This window comes from Gilliamella sp. B3172 (assembly GCF_026536465.1).
Lineage (GTDB): Bacteria > Pseudomonadota > Gammaproteobacteria > Enterobacterales > Orbaceae > Gilliamella.
In genome coordinates, this window is sequence record NZ_JAFNOA010000003.1 from 138,815 (window position 1) to 160,909 (window position 22,095).

Sequence of the window (22,095 nt, forward strand, 5' to 3'; positions counted from 1 at the left end):
TTAAATTAGTATTATTAGCTATTTTCTAAAGAGAAGCTTAGATAAACAATTAAAATTATCAAAAATAATCATGTTACCTCTAGTTTGAATAACCATTATTGAACAATAAGTCATCAAGATTAGATAGGTAAGCAATAGTTATTTGGAATCGATTACATTTATGGTGAGTAAAGGTTTATTCACCAAATATGTTGCACTAATTCAACATTGAAATGACAAAATAGTTTGGTCAATAGAAGGCGGGCGGGTCAGTTTAATCGGAGCGATTAGCTGGTGGATAATTGTCGCTGTTGTTGTTAGTAAGACAAAGTTTAGTGTTTATCCTTTAAACATGATAGCTGTTTTTTGCTAAAACGTAGGGTAAATCTGAAACTTCTTGACAAGTTGGCAGGCGGTATTGGATTAATTTTTCAGGTTTTACGATAAGATAACTTGCTTTGTCATATATTACAGACGCACAAATCATCTTATCGTTACTGTTACTGATTATTGGTGATGTTTATTCGTTTTTCAAACTCTGCCCAAGGGTAATAACCGTCAGCATTTAAATTGGCATTTTTTAATTTCAATTCAAAGTGCGCTGGTGGATTATTGATATCGAGTGCTTGACCGGTATGCAGTTGTTCAAATGTTTGATAGACATATTCCGCTTTGAAATAGTATTGCCCGGTTTGACGATGACAGAAACGTTGAAAAATCACTTTACCGCCAATTGGCGTGGTTTCAAATTGATTCGGCAGACTATAACTTTCAAAATCTAATGCGCCTAATAAAGAAGCGATAGTACTATCATGCCCAACTAGCAAGCTAACTTGATATTGATCATTGGCAACTAACGAATTTATCATTTTAATCAATTTGTTGGCCGCACGGTCAGCTATCGTTTTGGTATGACAGATGAGATTAATGTATTGATTACGAATTTGGGTAATTTGTTGCCATTGTTCAAGACTGTCTATTCTTCCCCATGCGATTTGATCTTTGGGGAATGCGGAGTAGTATTGCAGTAAAAATGAGTCAACAGCACAAATACCCACCGCTAAAGCCCCGAGTAGTGCTGGCTCTTGATGTTTTTCAAAATAGAGTGATTGGGGAATATCGGCTAGGGCACATTGATGAATTGCATATAATTGCGAGTTTTTATAATCCAATATGTCCGATAAAATCTGATAAGCAGGCGCTAAATTTTTAAAAATGTCGTGGGTTTTGTCTTCTAGTTCAATATCGTTTAACACCGCTTGCTTAAATTCGGGCGAATTATCTTCTAAAGCTGGATCAAAGATAGGATCCATTTTTTCAATCGGGTATTTGTGATTGATTGTAATGTCATGACCAGCATAGGCACCCATAATTAAAAATTGGGCTGTTGCTACCGTTCTTTGCAAACTGTTGGCATAAACAAATAATTGCGGATTTTCTGGCGAAAATGAGATATTTTGTTGCTCAAGCCATTGTGATAGATAGTGACCAAAGTAGGTTTCAAGTGCGCCTCCGCGTGTGGTTAAATATCCATAGGGGTGATCCCATTTGGGCCATGTGAAAGATGTTGCTTGATCAAGAAACTCAAGCGTATTTTGCAAAGGTGTACGAATACCATGACGGCTTAAAATTACAACTTTGTCCAATTGGTAGTGATTGTTCCTCATATTCTTATCCAGCCTTGTCTATGTAAATAATCTAAAATAAAATCTCGTTGTCCTTTAACGATTGTCTCAGCAATTTTGTCACTCCAGCCACCGCCTTTTTGGTTAGTATCACGATGCCCATAATAATCGTGCATCTGTTTATCATACTGTGTTAATAATGCACGGTCGATCGGTTGATAGCTATTTTCAAAAAAGATTAATTGTTTCGGTAATCTCGGTTTAATTTGTGGATCTTGCGCCGGATATCCCAGACATAGCCCAAACAGGGGCAGGACGTATTTAGGCAGCTCAAGTAATGCAGTGACTTTATCAATATTATTGCGTAAGCCACCGATATAAACCGTACCTAAACCTAAAGACTCAGCTGCTATAACGGCATTTTGTGCCATAAGTGCCGTGTCTATACAACCAACTAACAGTTGTTCGGCTTTTTCAAGTGGTATGCTCGGATCTATCTGAAAATGCCGGTTAAAGTCGGCACAAAAGACCCAAAATTCCGGCGCTTGAGTAACATAACTTTGATCACCAGCGTAGTGGGCGAGTTGTTTACGTTTATCGACATCGGTAATGCGGATAATTGTTCCGCACTGGAGAAAATTAGAACTGGAAGCCGATTGTGCAGCGCTAACAATTGCTGTGATTTGTGCTTGGGTTAAGGCTGTCGCTTGATAAGCACGGATTGAGCGATGATGACAAATTGTCTTTATTGTTTCGTTTTGCATAATGGCTCCTTAAGGTTACTATTGTCGGATAAATTGCAGATCCCACACGCCATGACCTAAATTTTGACCGCGTTTTTCAAATTTGGTAATCGGTCTATCTTCAGGTCTTGGTACATAGTCATTCGTCGGTGATAGGTTGGTAAATGCGTCGGCATTACTCAGCACTTCTAGCATATGTTCAGCATAATGCTGCCAATCGGTGGCTAAATGTAAAATGCCGCCAGATTTTAATTTTTGGCTAATTAGATTAACAAATTCGGGCTGAATGATACGGCGTTTATTGTGCCTTGCTTTATGCCATGGATCGGGGAAAAATATTTGTACTTTATCCAGTGAGTTATCCGGAATCATATTTTCTAACACTTCCACTGCATCATGACACATCACTTTTAAGTTAGATAATTGATTGTCTTCAATTGCCATTAAACACGCACCCACTCCCGGTTTGTGCACTTCAATCCCGATAAAATTTTTGCTTGGTGCCGCTTTAGCCATTTCAACTAATGAAGCGCCCATGCCAAATCCGATTTCTAAAACTGTAGGTTGCGAGTGATTAAACTCAATGTTGGTGCCACTTTGGTAGTCAATGCCAAAAATTGGCCATAAATGGGTCAAAGCGTGCTCTTGCCCTTTGGTTAAACGACCTTGTCGTAGTACAAAGCTACGAATCGTTCTTTTAGGTTTGATTTGTTGATTATCAGTGGTGTTTATTTGTTCATTCATTAGGTTATCTACTTGTGTTTTAAAATTGATTGAAGTCAACGATTAATGATTCTCAGCAATTATTCTACTCGATTTTATCTTTACTTCACAAAATATATTATCGTTTGATTTTTCAATTTATTACGATTGTTGATAAAAAAAATTTTGATAAAATTTGATAAATTTTTATAATCTGGTTGAGCAAAATCTGTAAATGATTATATAATTATCACTCCGATTCAACCGATTACGATTTTTAAGTAATCATAATAACATGCTTGAGGTTTTCTCGTGCCTGATATGAAGCTTTTTGCTGGTAATGCCACACCCGAACTAGCAAAACGTATAGCTAATCGTCTTTACACATCTTTGGGTGATATTGTTGTAGGTCGTTTTAGCGATGGTGAAGTAAATGTCCAAATTAATGAAAATGTCCGTGGTGAAGACGTTTTTATTATCCAATCAACTTGTGCCCCTACTAATGATAATTTAATGGAATTACTGGTTATGATCGATGCAATGCGTCGGGCATCTGCTGGTCGTATTACTGCGGTTATTCCTTATTTTGGTTATGCAAGACAAGATCGTCGAGTGCGTTCTGCGCGGGTACCAATTACCGCTAAAGTTGTTGCTGACTTTTTATCTACAGTCGGTGTTGACCGTGTATTAACCGTTGATCTTCATGCTGAACAAATTCAAGGCTTTTTTGATGTTCCGGTGGATAACGTTTTCGGTAGCCCGGTTATCTTAGAAGATATGTTACAACGTGATTTTGAACGTCCGATTGTGGTATCTCCTGATATTGGTGGTGTGGTTCGAGCACGAGCAATTGCCAAACTGTTAAATGATACCGATATGGCTATCATCGATAAACGTCGCCAACGAGCTAATGAAGCGGAAGTGATGAACATTATTGGTGATGTTGCAGATAGAGATTGTATCTTAGTTGATGACATGATCGATACTGCCGGAACACTTTGCAAAGCCGCTGATGCCTTGAAAGCCAGAGGTGCTAAACGAGTTTTTGCTTATGCAACTCATCCAATTTTTTCCGGCAAAGCCGTTAGCAATATTAAAAGCTCGGCGATTGATGAAATAGTTGTTTGTGACACAATCCCATTAACTGCCGAAGTAAAGGCGTTAAAAAATGTCCGTCAATTAACATTATCAGGTATGCTTGCTGAAGCTATTCGTCGTATTAGTAACGAAGAATCAATTTCAGCAATGTTTCATCAATAACCTATTTTTAAATATTGATTCAAATGCCCCTTTATGGGGCATTTTTACAGATAAATTCTCATATACAGTTAATAGCAATCATGACAACGATAAAACTTATTGTAGGATTGGCCAATCCGGGAAATGAATACGCAGCAACTCGCCATAACGCTGGTGCATGGTATGTCGATCAATTAGCGGATCGATACAATCAACCATTAAAAAGCGAGCCAAAATTTTTTGGTTATACTTCACGTATTAACATTCAAGGGCATGATGTGCGCTTACTGGTGCCAACTACTTTTATGAATTTAAGTGGGAAAGCTGTGCAAGCGATGGCTAACTTTTATCAGATTAAGCCAGAAGAAATTTTAGTTGCTCATGATGAACTTGACCTTAACCCCGGTGTGGCTAAATTAAAATTTGGTGGTAGTCATGGTGGGCATAACGGTTTAAAAGATATTGCAAATAAACTTGGCAATAACTTAAATTTTTATCGGCTCAGAATTGGGATCGGTCATCCCGGCGATAAAAATAAGGTGGTTGGTTTTGTATTAAATCAGCCGTCAAAACCGGAGCAAGAATTGATTGATAAAGCGATTGATGAAGCAGTTCGTTGCACTGATATCCTCTTATCTGACGGGGTTGAAAGTGCTATGAATCGGTTACATTCATTCAAAGCGTAAGTGAGCAATTTCGCTTAAGTCAATTCGACTGACAACAAACTTTTAATCCACCCTTATCACCTAGGTGGATTAAAAATTTGCTAATAATATTAGAACTAAGAAAATAGGTGTGTGACATTTCCGCCTTTTTCGGCAATTTTTTTCATCACTTCTTTAATAAGCCACATATTCATCGCAGCAGTATCATCAGTACTACCGGTATAGTTAAGCTCTTTAGCTAATTTTTTTCGTGCATCTAAACTATTATCAATGCCTAATAGTTTTAGTAGATCAACAATTGACGTTTTCCAGTTAAGTTTTTCAGGAAATTTTTTCGCTAAATTATCCAAAATAGACATCACATCTACATTAGATATTGGTGCATTATTAGCGGAATTAGATTGATCTTGATTCTGATTTTGGTTTGCATTGGTTTGATTTTGATCTGAATGTGGTGAAAATATATCTTTCACTGAATTGGTTACTTTTCCGACTTGATCTTTAACCGCATCTGTTGCATTACCTACTGTGGCTTGTGCGCTTGGAAAGATTTTAGAAAAAATGTTATTTAAGATACCCACGTTACACCCCCTTAAGTTTAAACTTGTTTATTAAAAAACGGCTAAACGATACAGATGTACAAAAAATATCCATTCTAGTATAACGTTTAATCACTAAGAATGTCAAAACCGGAATAAAGTTCACCTCTTTTTATTGATTTTTAAAATCAGGCTACCAATTAAGTATGGGTTTTATTTACTCTATATATCACCTTTTCAAATAGCATTTCTTATATCGAGTTGAATATATTATATTTATTTTATTGATAATTAAATTGCTATTTTAAATCGACTGATTTGTTATACCAATATAGTATAAACTGTGATCACTTTCACAATTATGATCTTATTTGGAATACTGTAACCAAAATTAATTGTAATATTTGGTTTACCAATTTGAGAGGTTTAATCAAATTTATGTTTTAGAGAATTAATTTACAATTAGAGGTTACTATGAATGCCATATTTAAATCAAAGGGTTATATCCGTTGGCTAATGATCATTTTATTTGCAACGGGTGTTATCCTTAACTATGTTGACCGCAATGCTTTGGGTATTATGGCGCAAGAAATTATCAATGATTTGCAAATCACACCTAAAGAGTACTCCTATATTACCGGCGCCTTTCAATTGGCTTACACTATCTTTCAACCGATTGTGGGTTGGTTTGTTGATGTCATTGGTTTGCGTGTCGGCTTTGCTATCATGGTCATCATATGGTCATTAATGTGCATGTTACATGCTGGCGCAGGCGCTTGGATTCACTTAGCCATTTTACGTTTTGTTATGGGGGGCGCCGAATCAGTTGTTGCGCCGGCTAATGCTAAAGTGATTAGTTCATGGTTTCCTAAAAAAGAGCGTGCGATTGCCAATGGCTGGAGTATGGTAGGCTTTTCGTTAGGTGCGATGATTGCACCGCCGTTAATTTATTTTATTCATCAATTTGGTGGCTGGCAGTTGGCGTTTTTAATTCCGGGCTCGATTGGTATTATATGGGCTGGGATTTGGCTCTACTTTTTTAGTGAGCCAGCAAAAAGCCGCTTTGTTACTGATGCTGAAAGAAAATACATTCTGTCTGATCAAGATATCGGTCAAGCACAACAAGATAAAAATGTTTGGCATGCTATTAAACAGGTTGTCACGCAAAAGAAATTTTATGGCATTGCCATACCTGCGTTTTTAGCTGAGCCGGCTTGGGCAGCGGTTAACTTTTGGGTGCCATTTTACTTATTATCAGAGCGTGGAATGCAATTAAAAGAAATGGCGATGTTTGTTTGGATCCCATTTTTAGCTGCCGATTTTGGCGGGTTATCTTCCGGTTATTTTTCTCGTATGCTCGATAAATATTTCGGTTTGTCTCGAATTAATGCTGCCTGCATCACCTACCTTGGCGCTGCTTTTTTCATGCTTTCAATGGTTTTTGCCTCTTTAGCCGAAAGTCCTTATTTAGCCATAGCGTTAATTGCAATAGGCGCATGGGGACACCAAATGTTATCAGCGATGTTGACCATTCAAGTTATTGAGAATTTTGACGGAAAAGAAGTGTCTACCGTGAATGGTTTACGGGGTAGTTCGGCTTGGATTGCCAGTTTCTTATTTACCATTATCGTTGGGCAATTTGTTGAAAAAATTGGATTTAAGCCATTCTTTATTACGATGGGCTTTTTAGATATTATCGGGGCGATAATCATGTGCGTTTTACTATTTCAGCGTAAACCTAAAGGGAGTTAAGGTTATCGTTTGTTAACTGGTAAAGTTAGAAAAACTGTTTTTAATAGCGTGCATGTCACGCTATTTTTAGATAAGTTTAAAATAAAAAGTGCATCTAATCAGTAAAGAAAATGCCCATATTCATGGGCATAATCAATTGGATTGGTATGATTTAGCTAAAAAAAGCACGCTTTATGGCGTATTCTACGCCACGAATTTCAGCTAATCCTCTTAAGCGTCCAATGCCGGAATAACCCGGATTGGTTTTTTTCTTAAGGTCATCTAACATTTGGTGACCATGATCGGGGCGAACAGGAATCGGGCGTTTAATGCCTGCTTGTTTGCGTCGTTCCTCTTCAGTAACAAGCGCTTTGATAACCGCATACATATCCACATCACCGGCTAAATGGTCACCTTCGTGGAAAGATAACGGGTTATCTTCACGTACGGTTGCACGTAAATGGATAAAGTGGATACGGTCAGCAAACTTTTCTGCCATTGTGGCTAAATCATTATCGCTGCGCACGCCATAAGAGCCGGTACAGAAACAAAAACCGTTGTGAATGCTATCGACGGTATCTTTTATCCATTGCATATCTTCAATGGTTGAAACAATACGGGGTAGACCTAAAATGGGGCGAGGGGGATCATCGGGGTGAACAGTTAATACTACGCCAACTTCTTGCGCTACCGGCACAATCGCTTTTAAAAAATAAGCATAATTTTCACGCAGTTTTTGTTTATCAATACCATCATAAGTGGCAAGGTGGGCACGGAACTGATCAAGTGAATACCCTTCTTCGGCGCCCGGTAGGCCGGCAATAATATTGGCGACTAATTTATCTTTATCCGCTTGGGTCATTTGTTCAAAATAGTTATTGGCGGCAATGACGTCTTGCGCTGAGTAATCCTGCTCGGCGTTAGGGCGCTTTAATAGATGAATATCAAACGCCGCAAAAGCGATTTGGTCAAAACGCAGCGCTTTTGAACCATCTGGCAATTGGTAAGCAAGGTCAGTACGTGTCCAGTCTAAAACCGGCATAAAATTGTAACAAACAGTATCAATGCCGCATGCGGCTAAGTTGCGAATTGATTGTTGATAATTTGCGATGTGCTTAGTAACGTCACCTGAGTGGGTTTTAATCTCTTCATGTACAGGAATACTTTCGACTACAGACCAAATTAAGCCTTTTTCTTCAATGAGTTTTTTCCGTTTTTCGATCTCCTCAACTGTCCATACCTCACCATTTGGAATATGGTGCAAAGCTGTCACAATTCCTGTTGCTCCAGCTTGTCTGATATCGTCTAGTGATACGGGGTCATTTGGGCCAAACCAACGCATTGTTTGTTCCATATAAAATCTCCTCAATGATTTTTATTTTTTCAAATTTTCCTCAGTGAAAGAAACCGAAAACAATGCGCATTTTATATTATCTATTGGTTAACAATTGTCACCGGTATAGAGTCAAATAAATAACCATCAAAATTAGGATCTTCACTATCAGAAACGGTCATTAATGTTTGTTTAACATTTTCCAAATGTTGCCACATCGCATGGCGAGCAGCCATGGCATCTTTTACCTGTAAGGCTTGCAGAATTTTTTCATGATCATAAAGCCATTTTTTGCGATAACTATGATCAGTGATTCGGCTATGTAACTGGTCCCACATTTTACTGGCGTAACGTTTTTGCCATAGATCATTCAATAAGCCTTCAAGTATTGAGTTTTTGGTCGCTTTAGCTATGGCAATATGGAACATTTCATCAGCACTGTAATCATCTAAAATGCCTTGTTCTAATATTTTTCTTTCTTGTTCCAGTATCGCTCGAAGTTCGACAATATCTGACTTGACTATTTGTGAAGCAGCAAAAGCAGCAATATTGCTTTCAATTAATTGTCTGGCTTGTAACAATTCAAACGGGCCATAATCTTCTTCTTCCAGTTTTTTATCTTTTTCTGATAATTCATCATCCGGTAAACCAATTACATACACGCCAGAACCTTTTTTAACGGTCACTAAATTTTCCAGTTCAAGCATAATGAGCGCTTCGCGGACAACTGTTCGACTAACATTGAATGTTTCAGCAATATCTCGTTCAGGCGGTAATCGGTCACCAATTTTATAAATGCCGCTTTTTAATAATGATTTAAGCTCATTACCAATTTCCCGATATAGCCGATTAACCGTTAGCATTAATTATTATCCTCATTCTAATCTCTTGTTTAATGAAAATAATTATACGCTACTTATATTGTTTTTAGCCAATAATAATACATTACCGTTTATCGATTAATTGGAATACCAATATGACGTTGTATTATAGATGTTTTGCGACTTCTCCCTATAAAATAAACCAAAAAATGTGATTTTAATCACAAAAAATAAAAAATAGAGATGAAAAATTTATTAACAAGTGAAAATATGTCTAACCAATAAAGTCATTAACCTGTTAAGTGCGGTAAGCAAAATGTTAAATCTAAGCAATCTTCCTCAATCAATCGAACATAAACCTTTATACAACCGGCAAGATATGGTCGCCCGTATTGTTCATTTAGGCTTTGGTGCCTTTCATCGTGCGCATCAGGCGCTATTGACTGATCGGTTATTGAATAAAGGTGCTAGCGATTGGGGAATTTGTGAAGTCAACATTGTGGGGGGCGAAGCGCTTATCAATGATATTCGTCAGCAAGACCATTTATATACCGTACTTGAAAAAGGCGCCACATCAAAACAGGCTTTTATTATTGGTAGCGTAAAAGAATCACTGCTAGCACCTATTGACGGGATCGAGGCAATTTTACAAAAAATGGCAGATCCTACCGTTGAGATTGTCTCTTTAACCGTAACCGAAAAAGGCTACTGTATGCTACCCGGCGGGGTGGGGCTTGATTTAAATAATCCTTTAATTAAAGCCGATTTAGCTAATCCCTCACAACCTTGTTCGGCACCGGGTGTGATTGTTGAAGCGTTGTATCGAAGGATGCAACGTGGGGTTTCATCCTTCACCGCCATGTCTTGTGACAACATGCCGGAAAATGGTTTAGTGCTTAAAAAAGCCATATTGGGTTTAGCCAATGCGCGCGATCCTAGTTTAGCTAAATGGATTGAAAACAACACCACTTTTCCATGCACTATGGTTGATCGTATCGTGCCTGCTGCTACGCTTGATACATTAAATGAGATTCAAGATAGCCTAGGCGGCATGTTTGACCCTTGCGGTATTGCCTGTGAGCCATTTATACAATGGGTTATAGAAGACAATTTTGTGACGAATCGACCCAATTGGGATGAAGTTGGCGCAGAATTTGTTGATGATGTTGTGCCGTATGAAGAGATGAAACTTAGAATGTTAAACGGTAGCCACTCTTTTCTGGCTTATTTGGGGTATTTAGCCGGTTATGAGCATATCAATGATTGTATGAATGATGCCAACTACAAAAATGCCACGTTAAATCTCATGATGCAACAACAAGCGCCAACGCTTCATGTTCCAGATCATGTCGATTTAACCCAATATGCCAACAAACTGATTGAGAGATTCAGCAATCCAGCCCTTAAACATCGAACTTGGCAAATTGCGATGGATGGCACACAAAAATTACCGCAACGTATGCTTGATTCCATTCGTTGGCATATTAAGCATAACTCTGATTTTTCATTACTTGCATTAGGTGTGGCGGGTTGGATGCGTTATGTGGGCGCAATAGATGATAATCATCATAAAATTGAAGTTTGTGATCCCATGTTAGAACAAATAGCGGCATTAGTTGGCGCAAGTAAAGACGGGGTTGAACGGGTCGAGGCGTTACTTAGCTTAAAAGCGGTATTTAATACCGATCTACCAAATAACCCTTTATTTAAACAAAAAGTGACTGAACATTATCTGACTTTAATGCAAAAAGGCGCTAAACGGACGATTAAAGAGCTTGCAATTGCGTTTTAGTTCTAACAGCTTGTCACTAAACGTGTTTTGACAATGCATGATTGGCAAAAAGTGACCACTATTTTTTGCCACTGTAAAATATAAATAGAATAAAAATAATATAGATAATAGAGATGATATATAGGAAAGATATTTGATTTCGGTAGGCCGTGACTAAATATTTTGCCAAAGTAGATACTGATTTTGAGGTTATCGATGAAAACATTAAAAAAATGGAAGTTTAAACAGCAACAACATAATTGCATTGAGCTATTAATTGATGACAAATACCATTTTTGCTTATACGTGTTGGAACAAAAACTGTTTCGAGTGTTAATCAAGCGTCATGATAGTTTATCATTAGACCGAACGTGGAGTATCGCACCAAATAAAGATGTACCGCTAGAAGGGCGTGATAGATTAAGTACTGAGGGATTTTCTTTACCTCATTACCAATTAACTCAAAATGATAACCAACTGATTGTCAGTACCGAACAATTACGCGTTACCGTAAATCAACCACTTTCGCTTACTTGGGAGTACAAAGATCAAGAAGGGCAATGGCAACTGTTGGTCGAGGATCGAAGCACCAGCGCTTACTTAATTAATCCACATGGTGATGGTATTGCGCATTATCAGCGCAGATATCAAGATGAAAACTACTATGGATTGGGTGATAAAGCCGGTGATCTAAATCGTGCCGGCCGACGATTTGAGATGCGAAATCTTGATGCTATGGGTTACAACGCCAAACATACCGATCCGCTATATAAACACATTCCTTTTACTATCACGCATCGTAATAATGTCAGTTTTGGACTGTTTTACGATAATTTAAGCAGTTGTTGGATCGATCTGGGTACTGAGCATGATAACTATCATCTTCCTTATCGTCGTTATCAGGCTGAAGCGGGCGATATTGATTATTACTTCTTTGTCGGTCCTAAAATTATTGATGTGACCAAATCATTTGTCCAATTGACCGGCAAAACCTTTTTTGGCCCTAAATGGAGTTTAGGTTACAGTGGCTCTACCATGTTTTATACCGATGCTCCCGATGCCCAACAACAGATGCAATATTTTATTGATTTGTGTAAAGAACATGGTATTGCCTGTGATTCATTTCAATTATCTTCCGGTTATACCTCTATCAATGGCAAGCGGTATGTATTTAATTGGAACTACGATAAGTTCCCCGATCCTAAAGCTTTTACCCAATCTTATCATGAAGCTGGGCTAAAAATAGCGGCGAATATTAAGCCGTGCCTGTTACAAGATCACCCCAAATATCAGCAAGTGGCTGAACAAGGTCTATTTATTAAAGATTCGGAAAGTGATGATCCGGAACGTTCTATGTTTTGGGATGATGAAGGGTCGCATTTAGATATGACCAATCCAAAAACCTATAATTGGTGGAAGCAAAATGTCACAACACAGCTTCTTGAAATGGGCATTGATGCTACATGGAATGATAATAATGAATTTGAAATATGGGATAATCAGGCACGTTGTCATGGTTTTGGAAAAGAAATTGCCATTAAGCATATTCGCCCGGTGATGCCATTACTAATGTGCCGTGCGTCGCTCGAAGCGCAACAAAGTTTTAATCCAAATATTCGTCCTTATTTAATTTCTCGTTCTGGCTGCGCCGGTATTCAACGTTATGTTCAAACCTGGTCTGGCGATAATCGAACTAGCTGGCAAACCCTTAAATACAATATTCGAATGGGATTAGGGATGAGTTTGTCCGGTCTTTATAATGTGGGGCATGATGTTGGGGGCTTTTCGGGCGATAAACCGGAGCCAGAGCTTTTTGTCCGTTGGGTACAAAATGGGATTATGCATCCTCGTTTTACCATTCATTCGTGGAATGATGATCATACCGTCAATGAACCATGGATGTATCCCCATGTCACGCCAATTATTCGTCAAATGATATGTCTTCGTTATCAATTATTGCCGTATTTTTACAACTTGCTCTGGCAAGCGCATTGCAATGATGAACCGATGTTAAGACCGACCTTTTTAGACCATGAGCATGATAAGAATACCTTTGCTGAAACTGATGATTTTATGATTGGTCAATATTTGCTTGTGGCTAATGTGGTAGAGCCGAATCAACGTGAGCGAGAGGTTTATCTACCTGATAATCAAACGGGTTGGTACTGTTTTTATACTCATCAATGGTTTGCCGGTAAACAATCCATTACATTACCTGCACCATTGGAGTCTTTTCCGTTATTAGTTAAAGCCGGATCAATTATTCCGACATCTAATCGTATGGCTTATGTTGATCATAAACTGGATGATTATCGGGAATTTAACGTTTTTCCTGCTAAAGGTGTAAATGCAACAAGCGGTAGCTTTTTCGAAGATGATGGTGAAAGTTATGCTTATCAAGACGGCAAAGGGCTGTGGATTGAATGGCAATTAAATTCAACTAATGAAAGGATTGATCTGCATTTGCAAGCTAAAGGTGAATATCAACCAGCCTGGCAAGAACTCGTTATCAGCTTGCCAAAAGGTGAAACAAGAGCGCTTTATATCAACAATCAACCTGCGCATAAAGTTCAGCTAAAAGCTATAAAATAGTTAACTTCCTAGATATTTTACAGCGCAATATTTTTTGTGCTGTAAAATATTTTTTTGTCATCTTTTTCTGTTTATCAAGCTTCATTATCGAACGATATTAAAACCAATATAATGCTATTCACTTCTAGCAGTTTTTATATCATATTATGGCTAATTTGCTGCAATAACGCATTGTTTTTAGACTATTTATCAGAGAAAATAGGGCGCTTAGCTATTTATCAGTTGATAAGGATAGTTATCAGTAATAACCAATAGCTTATTGGCAAATATTAATCTTTATCTGTCTTTTTTCTGTGATTGATTAAGCCCTATTGGGGCGGTCAATATTAAAATCACAATAAATTCATAATAAATTGTAAATAGCACTTTTAAACAGGACAATTAAAAATAAATAGGGTAAATTATTCTCAATTAAGTCGTACATTTTTTTGCAATAATAAGTTTATTAATTTTTTTAGAAGTAAGGGTAAACATCAATCATGCGATGCAATGAACCGCAAATGTTAACGTCTATTTTATCTGAAGGTACTTTACTCTCTCAGATCAAAGAACGCACATTTGCATTAGGTAAATTGGCTCAAGTTATCGATGAATTACTTCCTTCATTATTTAAGCAACATTATCGAATAGCTAATTACCGTCAAGGTGTGCTGGTACTTGAGGTGAGTTCAGCAAGTTGGTTAACTCGACTTAAATATGAACAAAGTAATTTATTATCCGGCATCCGTAGTAAGATTTTACCGTCTTTATCATCAATTCAATACAAGATTAATCCGGATATTTGTTCTGAAACATCACCTGTAATTGAGTGCTCGAAAAAAAATCATAGCAAAACAAGTACATTGACAGTAGCAAGTGCAACCTATTTGTATGCTATCGCTGAGAAGGCACCAGATAAGCTAAAAAAACAATTGATTAAACTTGCTAACCATGCAAAATAATTTAAAAAAATAGACTTTATAACTAAATAACGCGAAGATACAAGGAGTGCAATATGGACAAAGATATGATGACATACTTAGCCATTGGTTTGGTGATTGGCTTTGTTATCGGTATAATTTTCATGAACGTTATTAGTCCGAAAGGGCGTAAATATGCCAAAGCAAAACGAGAATTAGAACAAACTCAAGAAGAGCTTGCCACTCAAAAACAGATGATCGTCAAACACTTTTCCCACAGTGCTGAAATTTTAGATAACATGGCAAAAGAGTTCCGTCGCCTTTATCAACATATGGCGGAGAATTCCGGTAAATTTATCTCAAGTGAAGATATGCCTAAAATAGAACTCGATACCCAAAATGATTCAAATATTCATAACGAGTTAACCTTAGAAAAACAACCTAAAGACTATTCGGATAACCCTTCGGGTCTATTCAAAGCTGACGATATCAAATCCTAGGTAATAAAATCCTTTTTGCCAGAGCAATCTGGCAATATATATAACAATAAGTACTATTTTTTAAGATGAGAGAGCTTTACAATGAATGATTCTTTACTAAAACCAAAAAAATTATTAAGTATAATTGCATTAAGCTTAGGGATAGGATTAGCAGCATTACCAAGTGCTTATGCTAATTTACCTCCATTATCAAATAGTGATAATAGCCAATTACCGACATTAGCACCGATGTTAGAAACGGTGTTACCTTCAGTTGTCAGTATTAAGGTTGAAGGTACAGCTGAAATGCAAACTAATATGCCGGAAGAGTTCAGACGATTTTTTGGCTATCCTGATAGTCAATCAAGATCATTCACAGGTCAAGGCTCGGGCGTCATTATTGATGCTGAGAAAGGGTATGTGGTAACAAATAACCATGTTATTGATAATGCTGATGAAATCACCGTAATATTAAATGACGGCCGTGAATATAAAGCAAAACTCATTGGTAAAGATCCGCAAAGTGATATCGCTTTATTGAAAATAGATGATGCCAAAAAATTAGTTGCCATAAAATTAGCTGACTCAGACAAATTAAGAGTGGGTGATTATGCTGTTGCTATCGGTAATCCTTTTGGTATTGGTCAAACAGTTACTTCGGGGATTATTTCTGCGTTAGCACGTAGTGGATTGAATATGAATGGTTTTGAAAACTTTATTCAAACTGACGCATCAATCAATCGGGGTAATTCTGGTGGGGCATTAGTCAACTTAAATGGTGAATTAGTTGGGATCAATACTGCAATCATTGCACCGGGCGGTGGTAACGTAGGTATTGGCTTTGCGATTCCTAGTAATATGGTTAGAAGTTTATCTTCTCAATTAATTGAATATGGTGAAGTTAAACGTGGTGTATTAGGCATAAAAGGTAATGAATTGACCTCTGATATTGCTAAAGCATTTGATCTTGAAGTTCAAAAAGGTGCCTTTGTTAGTGAAGTCATTGATGATTCAGCGGCAAAAGAGGCTGGTATCAAATCAGGTGACGTTATCATTTCAATGGACGGTAAACCGGTTGATAGTTTTGCTGAGTTACGTGCCAAAATTGCCACTACCGGCGCCGGACGTACGGTAAAATTAGGACTGATTCGTGACGGTAAAGAAATGTCGGTTGATGTGAAATTGAAACAAAGCGATGAGTCTACAACTGAAGCCAAATCACTTCACCCAGCGCTTGACGGAGCGGTTTTCACTAATGGTGAAGTTAAGGGTCGTAAAGGCGTTATCATCGAAAGTATCGCGAAAAATTCTCCGGCATCGCGCTTAAGTTTAAAAGAAGGTGATCTCATTTTTGGCGTGAATAAAGAGCGTGTGAATAATATTGCTGACTTACGTAAAATTATTGACAGTAAACCTTCTGCAATTGCGTTAAACATAGTACGAGGCGACAGCCAACTTTATCTCATCTTACGCTAACTTAACCTGTTAGCTTAATTTCGTCGATGCTATGCATCGACGAAAACATCAATGTTATCCCGCTGTTAGATATGATAGAATCATATCAACCTTCATCATTTTCATAGTGATAATTATGCTCAAAAAGATTTTATGGCCAACATTGATTGGTTCAGTATTAGCGATAGTCTTACTTATTATCTTTCCTTCTTTAAGAAATGGGACACATTCAAGCTTTCCGCGTAATATTTTTTATGATGATCTAATGAGCTATTCTGATGCAGTTAAAATTGCGGCGCCGGCGGTGGTGAATATTTATAGTCGCTCAATTAACAAGGTTCCTCATCAATCTGAAGACAGCCCAATCACCCCTTTAGGTTCCGGTGTGATTATGAGTGATCTTGGTTACATTGTGACTAATTATCATGTTGTTGACGGCGCAGAACAAATTATTGTTGCCCTGCAAGACGGCAGAATATTTGAAGCCTTGTCAGTTGGCTCAGATAAGTTAGTTGATATTGCAGTGTTAAAGATTGACGCAACGAATATACCAACCATTCCGATTAACCCTAATAGAGATCCAAAAATTGGCGATGTCGTATTGGCTATCGGCAATCCCTATAATATCGGGCAAACAATAACACAAGGTATTATAAGTGCAACCGGACGAGACGGCTTAAGCCCATATAGGCGGCAAAACTTTATCCAGACAGATGCTTCCATTAATCACGGTAATTCAGGAGGAGCACTGGTAAACTCAAAAGGTGAATTAGTTGGCATTAACACACTCACTTTTGCCAAAAATGTCGGAACAGATGTGCCGGAAGGTATTGGTTTTGCAATTCCAACCGCATTAGCGGTCAAAATAATGAATAAATTGATTCAAGATGGCAAAGTGATTCGTGGCTACATCGGAATCGACGGCTTAGAATTTGCGCCAACTCAAAATCCAAGCGATCAACCGATTGTGTTAGGCATCTTAGTGACTAATGCCGAGGGGCCTTCATTGCAGGCAGGTGTTGAACCGAATGATATTTTAATCATGGTGGATAATAAACCGGTAAAATCAATTGTTGGCACGATGGATCAGATTGCAGAGTTGAAACCGGGCACAATCGTCCCCATAATGGTATTGCGAAATGGAGAAAAGATTGAACTGCAAGTCACTATTGGTCAATTGCCAGTTTAATCACGCTTTTATTACTTGATTATCTCCTATAGAGGACGTATAATTCGCAACCTTATCATGTTTTTTAACACTCGTATGGTGTATAGATTTTGCTTACAGCCATTTATATAGCGATACGAATAAACTTTAGAGGCTTATTATGAAAGAAGGTATCCATCCAGAATATACTGCAATCACAGCGACTTGTTCATGTGGTAATGTAATCAAAACTCATTCAACTATTGGTCATGATATTCATCTTGACGTATGTGGTGAGTGCCACCCGTTCTATACTGGTAAACAACGTGATGTTGCAACTGGTGGACGTGTTGATAAATTCAAACAACGTTTTGCAATGGTTGGTGGAAAGAAATAATTTTTCCATATTGCAATTGGCAGTAATAAAAACTGCAATAAAAAAGGCGCTATTTATGCGCCTTTTTGCTTTTATGGAAAAGTGTAAAATTATTTAGCCATTACTACTCATCGATGAGATCAGGATCAATACCTAAATTTCGCATCATCGTTTGAGCTTGCTTTGGTATACCGTCTTCACGATCTTTTTGTAAGTCTTCATCACAAGGTAAAGGCTGTCCGGTATAAGCATGTAAAAATGCTTCACATAATAATTCACTATTTGTTGCATGACGTAAATTATTAACTTGCCGTCTTGTTCGTTCGTCAGTTAAAATTTTTAATACTTTTAACGGAATTGATACTGTGATTTTCTTCACTTGCTCGCTTTTTTTGCCATGTTCAGCATAAGGGCTTATATACTCGCCGTTCCATTCCATCATATCTCTCACCAAATCACATCACAAATAATGTGGGTAATTTTAACTTTTTTTTTAGGTTGCCGCAATCTATACACCAAGATATTTAGACGTCTAGACATGTTGACGTCTTTGTTAATTGTGCTATTCTTATACAACTGATATTATTCGACAAATCAAGTTTTACATAGGGATGTTATTATGGCTAGTCAATCTAAAAAATTAAGCCAAAGCACGATTGCTGTTCGTGGTGGGCTAAATACAGATGATCAATACGGTAGTGTCGTTCCTGTCATTACCCCTTCAACATGTTATCGCTATCAGGAGTTTGCACAACCAAGAGAATTTGATTATGCCCGCAAATCCAATCCTAGCCGGCGACTAGTCGAACAAACCGTTGCTCAATTAGAAGGTGGCGCAGATGCAATTTTAACAAACTGCGGCATGTCAGCAATTCATCTCGTTAGTGTGGCTTTATTAACACCTAATGATCTGGTCGTTGCTCCACATGATTGTTACGGTGGAAGTTATCGTTTATTCAATAGTCTGAGTGAACGAGGTCATTTTAGAGCAAAATTTGTTGATCAATCTGATCCGGTTGCATTAAAAGAGGCACTAAGCTTACGGCCAAAACTGGTCTTGATTGAATCGCCAAGTAATCCTTTATTGCGAGTTGTCGATATTCAAGAAATCACTCGACAAGCTCATGAAGTGGGAGCAATTGTTTTAGTCGATAATACGTTTATGACGCCTGTATTACAAAATCCAATAGCATTAGGCGCTGACATTGTGACTCACTCTTGTACTAAATTTTTAAATGGCCACTCTGATTTATTAGCCGGTATTTTAGTTTTTAAAGATCAACAACTGGCAACCGATGTACTTTGGTGGGCAAATAATATTGGTACCCTCACTTCATCGTTTGATAGCTATCTTTTATTACGTGGGTTAAGAACGCTATCGGCACGGGTAAGGCTACAACAAGACAGTGCACAAAAGGTTGTTGAGTTTTTAGTTAATCACCCTAAAATAGCCAAAGTATTTCATCCTTCACTACCAACCAATCTTGGTCACGATATCGCTAAAAAACAGCAAAAAGGCTTCGGCTCTCTATTAAGTTTTGAATTAGTCGGCGATGCTGATGTCATGCCAAAATTTTTAAAAGCACTGAATATCTTCACTTTAGCGCAATCATTAGGCGGCGTTGAAAGTCTGGTCTGTCATCCGGCAACAATGACCCACTCAGGAATAAGTGCGCAGGCACGTAAAACCGCTGGGATTTCAGATCAGTTATTACGTATTTCTGTAGGGCTGGAAGATGTTAATGATTTGATTGCGGATTTAGATCAAGCCTTAGCAACGATTTAAGTCATTATTAATCATTGGGATTGGTGAGAGTTTACGGTACTTTCATCAATCTTTTTTAATATCTAAGAATGATAATTTTGTTATTGGCTTTTTAGGTAATCTTTTAATCTGTTTTCGATAACAGCAAAAATTTCATCGAGACTATGTTTTTTCGAGCGACTGCAATTTTTAGCACTATCTTGACAAATCAGACACTGTCTTGATTGTTCATCAAATACTGTTCTGGAAATACTGTGTTGGGTAATTGGGTCAATCACATCAATATCCCATAATCGACCTAATGGGTGATGATTTTCAATATCAATACAGAGTTGTTTTAGTTCATCTGCTTGATATTTTGTACTAATTATTGCTTCGCTACCGGTATTAGCATGAAAATATTGCTCATTACTGATAACGATACTTTTGCTGGCTAATGATAATTTAATTGCTTTTATTGCTTCTTGAAATAATAAATTTGTGCCACTACTTTTTTTAATTGGGCCGGGGATGACCAAACTTAAGCAAATAAGCGGATGATTAAACTGCTCTAATGCCGCTTGTTGGTGTTTTACCCGCTGCTCTTTAGCAATTAACATTTGCTCAAGTGTAACAGGAATACCGTCATCAAATTTAATTATCATAGTATCTATCAAAAATAAGAGCATGGCATATTATCTGCCATGCTACTGATTGTTAATTAGTCTTTAACTTGACGAACAACATCAATGATTGAGCCGTCACGATAATGAACAATACCAACGATTTTATCGTTAAATTCGATTGGTTTTGGTTCACCGGTTAACGATACCGCACGTTGATAAAGCTCTTCAATCGTCATGACCGGTAAATTAGCTGCTTTTAAGCGCTCAGCAATTTCCGGGCGAGCTGGGTTAACAGCGATACCATGGTCGGTAACAAGAACATCAACGCTTTCACCTGGTGTAACAACGGTTGTCACATTTTTAATTACTGTCGGGATACGGCTACGAATTAATGGTGCAACGATAATTGTTAAATTTGCACCAACTGCTGTATCACAGTGACCACCAGAGGCACCACGCATAACACCGTCAGAGCCGGTTAATACATTAACGTTAAAGTTAAGGTCAATTTCTAACGCACTTAAGATCACAATATCTAATTCATCAACGCTAGCCCCTTTCGATGCAGGGTTGGCGTAAACGTTGGTTGATACTTCGATGTGGTCTTTATTTTTACCTAAAGATTGTCCAGCTGCGCCGTCAAAGCTTTGGGTATCTAGTAAACGTTTAACTAAACCTTTTTCATGTAGATCAACGATACTTGCTGTGATACCACCTAAAGCAAATGATGCGGTGATATTTTTAGCACGCATACGATTTTCTAAAAATCGAGTAGCTGCCGTTGATGATGCACCGGAACCGGTTTGGATTGAGAATCCGTCTTCAAAATAACCTGAATGTTCAATCACATCGGCGGCATAACGGGCAATCATTAATTCACGTGGGTTACTGGTGATACGAGCAGCACCGACACTGATTTTAGTTGGATCGCCCACTTCATCAACTTTAACAATATAGTCAACTTGATCTTGGCGAATACTTGCCGGATTATTCGGGTAAGCGACGATATCTTCAGTCAGTAATACCACTTTTTTGGCAAATTGTGCATCAACCATAGCATAACCTAGCGCACCACATTGTGATTTACCCGATACGCCATTTGCGTTACCTTGCTCATCGGCAGTTGAAACCGCTAAAAATGCGATATCAATATTAATTTCGCCACTTTGAATCAGTTTAACACGGCCACCATGGGAGTGAATATGTACCGGGTTTTCCATTAAACCATGTGAAATAGCATCAGCTAATTTGCCACGTAAACCGGAGGTGTAGATTTTAGTAATAACGCCCGATTCAATATGTGGAATCAATGCTGAGTTACAGCTTAATAGTGAGCTTGAAGCAAGTGTTAAGTTTTTGATACCTAATTTGCTGATTGTTTCAACGACTTTGTTGATAACTTTATCGCCTTCACGAAACGCATGGTGGAATGAAATTGTCATCCCATCACGTAATTCACATTTATGAATTGCTTGTTCGATAGAATCACACAATTTACGTGTATATTTAGACTCATCTTTTAAGTAAGGTGTGGTTGCAGTTGCATCAACAAATGGTGTGATATTTTTAAGATCGGGATGCTGTTTTAGCAAATCGTCAATTTTTTTGTCTATAGAAGTTGTCATTTTT

Annotated in this window: 20 protein-coding genes; 11 read left to right on the forward strand and 9 right to left on the reverse strand. The window is 37.8% G+C overall.

Annotation, left to right across the window (positions count from 1 at the left end; all coding sequences use genetic code 11):
- Nucleotides 1-479: 479 nt before the first annotated feature.
- The 3 genes from J3U37_RS05295 to trmB are packed head-to-tail and all read right to left on the reverse strand — an operon-like array spanning nt 480 to nt 3,091.
- Complete coding sequence (locus tag J3U37_RS05295) at nt 480-1,646, reverse strand: histidine-type phosphatase (RefSeq protein WP_267373670.1); 1,167 nt, start codon at nt 1,644-1,646, stop codon at nt 480-482.
- Nucleotides 1,643-2,368, reverse strand: a complete 726-nt coding sequence (gene nfsA, locus J3U37_RS05300) for an oxygen-insensitive NADPH nitroreductase (RefSeq protein WP_267373672.1) — start codon at nt 2,366-2,368, stop codon at nt 1,643-1,645. Before nfsA ends, J3U37_RS05295 begins: the two co-directional genes overlap by 4 nt.
- 18 nt (nt 2,369-2,386) lie before the next feature.
- Nucleotides 2,387-3,091: a tRNA (guanosine(46)-N7)-methyltransferase TrmB gene (trmB, locus tag J3U37_RS05305; RefSeq protein WP_267373674.1), complete on the reverse strand. Its 705-nt coding sequence runs from the start codon at nt 3,089-3,091 to the stop codon at nt 2,387-2,389.
- 270 nt (nt 3,092-3,361) lie between these two features.
- Here trmB and J3U37_RS05310 point away from each other — a divergent pair, with 270 nt between their 5' ends.
- Nucleotides 3,362-4,309 carry a ribose-phosphate pyrophosphokinase gene (locus tag J3U37_RS05310; protein WP_220218958.1) on the forward strand — a complete coding sequence of 316 codons (948 nt, stop codon included), beginning with the start codon at nt 3,362-3,364 and terminating at the stop codon, nt 4,307-4,309.
- An 80-nt stretch (nt 4,310-4,389) separates the two neighbouring features.
- Nucleotides 4,390-4,974, forward strand: coding sequence for an aminoacyl-tRNA hydrolase (pth, locus tag J3U37_RS05315; protein ID WP_324099744.1), 585 nt, complete (start codon nt 4,390-4,392; stop codon nt 4,972-4,974).
- Nucleotides 4,975-5,069: 95 nt separating this feature from the next.
- On the opposite strand, the gene J3U37_RS05320 is transcribed toward pth, so the two are convergent.
- Nucleotides 5,070-5,534: a DUF3597 domain-containing protein gene (locus J3U37_RS05320; RefSeq protein ID WP_220218959.1), complete on the reverse strand. Its 465-nt coding sequence runs from the start codon at nt 5,532-5,534 to the stop codon at nt 5,070-5,072.
- Between the two features lie 432 nt (nt 5,535-5,966).
- On the opposite strand from J3U37_RS05320, the gene J3U37_RS05325 reads away from it, so the two are divergent.
- On the forward strand, nt 5,967-7,244 hold the full coding sequence (locus J3U37_RS05325; protein WP_267373677.1) for an MFS transporter: 1,278 nt from the start codon (nt 5,967-5,969) through the stop codon (nt 7,242-7,244).
- Nucleotides 7,245-7,395: 151 nt separating this feature from the next.
- Here J3U37_RS05325 and uxuA read toward each other — a convergent pair whose 3' ends face one another.
- Together uxuA and J3U37_RS05335 are read right to left on the reverse strand one after the other, a co-directional pair.
- The gene (uxuA, locus tag J3U37_RS05330; RefSeq protein ID WP_267373679.1) at nt 7,396-8,577 is read right to left on the reverse strand and encodes a mannonate dehydratase; all 1,182 of its coding nucleotides are present in this window, start codon (nt 8,575-8,577) and stop codon (nt 7,396-7,398) included.
- A gap of 80 nt (nt 8,578-8,657) precedes the next feature.
- Complete coding sequence (locus tag J3U37_RS05335) at nt 8,658-9,419, reverse strand: GntR family transcriptional regulator (RefSeq protein ID WP_267373682.1); 762 nt, start codon at nt 9,417-9,419, stop codon at nt 8,658-8,660.
- Between the two features lie 274 nt (nt 9,420-9,693).
- Here J3U37_RS05335 and J3U37_RS05340 point away from each other — a divergent pair, with 274 nt between their 5' ends.
- The 7 genes from J3U37_RS05340 (at nt 9,694) to rpmE (ending at nt 18,117) form a co-directional block, all read left to right on the forward strand.
- Nucleotides 9,694-11,169, forward strand: coding sequence for a mannitol dehydrogenase family protein (locus J3U37_RS05340; protein ID WP_267373684.1), 1,476 nt, complete (start codon nt 9,694-9,696; stop codon nt 11,167-11,169).
- Between the two features lie 195 nt (nt 11,170-11,364).
- Nucleotides 11,365-13,740: a glycoside hydrolase family 31 protein gene (locus tag J3U37_RS05345; RefSeq protein WP_267373686.1), complete on the forward strand. Its 2,376-nt coding sequence runs from the start codon at nt 11,365-11,367 to the stop codon at nt 13,738-13,740.
- A gap of 500 nt (nt 13,741-14,240) precedes the next feature.
- Entirely contained in the window at nt 14,241-14,681 is a 441-nt protein-coding gene (locus J3U37_RS05350) for a DUF721 domain-containing protein (protein WP_220218965.1), read from the forward strand.
- Nucleotides 14,682-14,734: 53 nt separating this feature from the next.
- Nucleotides 14,735-15,139 carry a YhcB family protein gene (locus J3U37_RS05355; protein WP_220218966.1) on the forward strand — a complete coding sequence of 135 codons (405 nt, stop codon included), beginning with the start codon at nt 14,735-14,737 and terminating at the stop codon, nt 15,137-15,139.
- 81 nt (nt 15,140-15,220) lie between these two features.
- A complete protein-coding gene (locus tag J3U37_RS05360; protein WP_324170095.1) occupies nt 15,221-16,594 on the forward strand; it encodes a Do family serine endopeptidase in 1,374 nt (457 codons plus the stop codon).
- A gap of 115 nt (nt 16,595-16,709) precedes the next feature.
- Nucleotides 16,710-17,762 (forward strand): outer membrane-stress sensor serine endopeptidase DegS, encoded by a 1,053-nt coding sequence (degS, locus tag J3U37_RS05365; RefSeq protein ID WP_220218968.1) that lies wholly within the window; start codon nt 16,710-16,712, stop codon nt 17,760-17,762.
- A gap of 139 nt (nt 17,763-17,901) precedes the next feature.
- Nucleotides 17,902-18,117 carry a 50S ribosomal protein L31 gene (gene rpmE, locus J3U37_RS05370; RefSeq protein WP_065557564.1) on the forward strand — a complete coding sequence of 72 codons (216 nt, stop codon included), beginning with the start codon at nt 17,902-17,904 and terminating at the stop codon, nt 18,115-18,117.
- A gap of 103 nt (nt 18,118-18,220) precedes the next feature.
- On the opposite strand, the gene metJ is transcribed toward rpmE, so the two are convergent.
- Nucleotides 18,221-18,538 (reverse strand): met regulon transcriptional regulator MetJ, encoded by a 318-nt coding sequence (gene metJ / locus J3U37_RS05375; RefSeq protein ID WP_220218969.1) that lies wholly within the window; start codon nt 18,536-18,538, stop codon nt 18,221-18,223.
- 177 nt (nt 18,539-18,715) lie between these two features.
- On the opposite strand from metJ, the gene metB reads away from it, so the two are divergent.
- Entirely contained in the window at nt 18,716-19,882 is a 1,167-nt protein-coding gene (metB, locus tag J3U37_RS05380; RefSeq protein WP_267373688.1) for a cystathionine gamma-synthase, read from the forward strand.
- Nucleotides 19,883-19,962: 80 nt separating this feature from the next.
- On the opposite strand, the gene citX is transcribed toward metB, so the two are convergent.
- Together citX and citF are read right to left on the reverse strand one after the other, a co-directional pair.
- Nucleotides 19,963-20,505, reverse strand: a complete 543-nt coding sequence (gene citX / locus J3U37_RS05385) for a citrate lyase holo-[acyl-carrier protein] synthase (RefSeq protein ID WP_267373691.1) — start codon at nt 20,503-20,505, stop codon at nt 19,963-19,965.
- A 56-nt stretch (nt 20,506-20,561) separates the two neighbouring features.
- Entirely contained in the window at nt 20,562-22,091 is a 1,530-nt protein-coding gene (gene citF / locus J3U37_RS05390; RefSeq protein ID WP_220218972.1) for a citrate lyase subunit alpha, read from the reverse strand.
- Nucleotides 22,092-22,095: the final 4 nt, after the last annotated feature.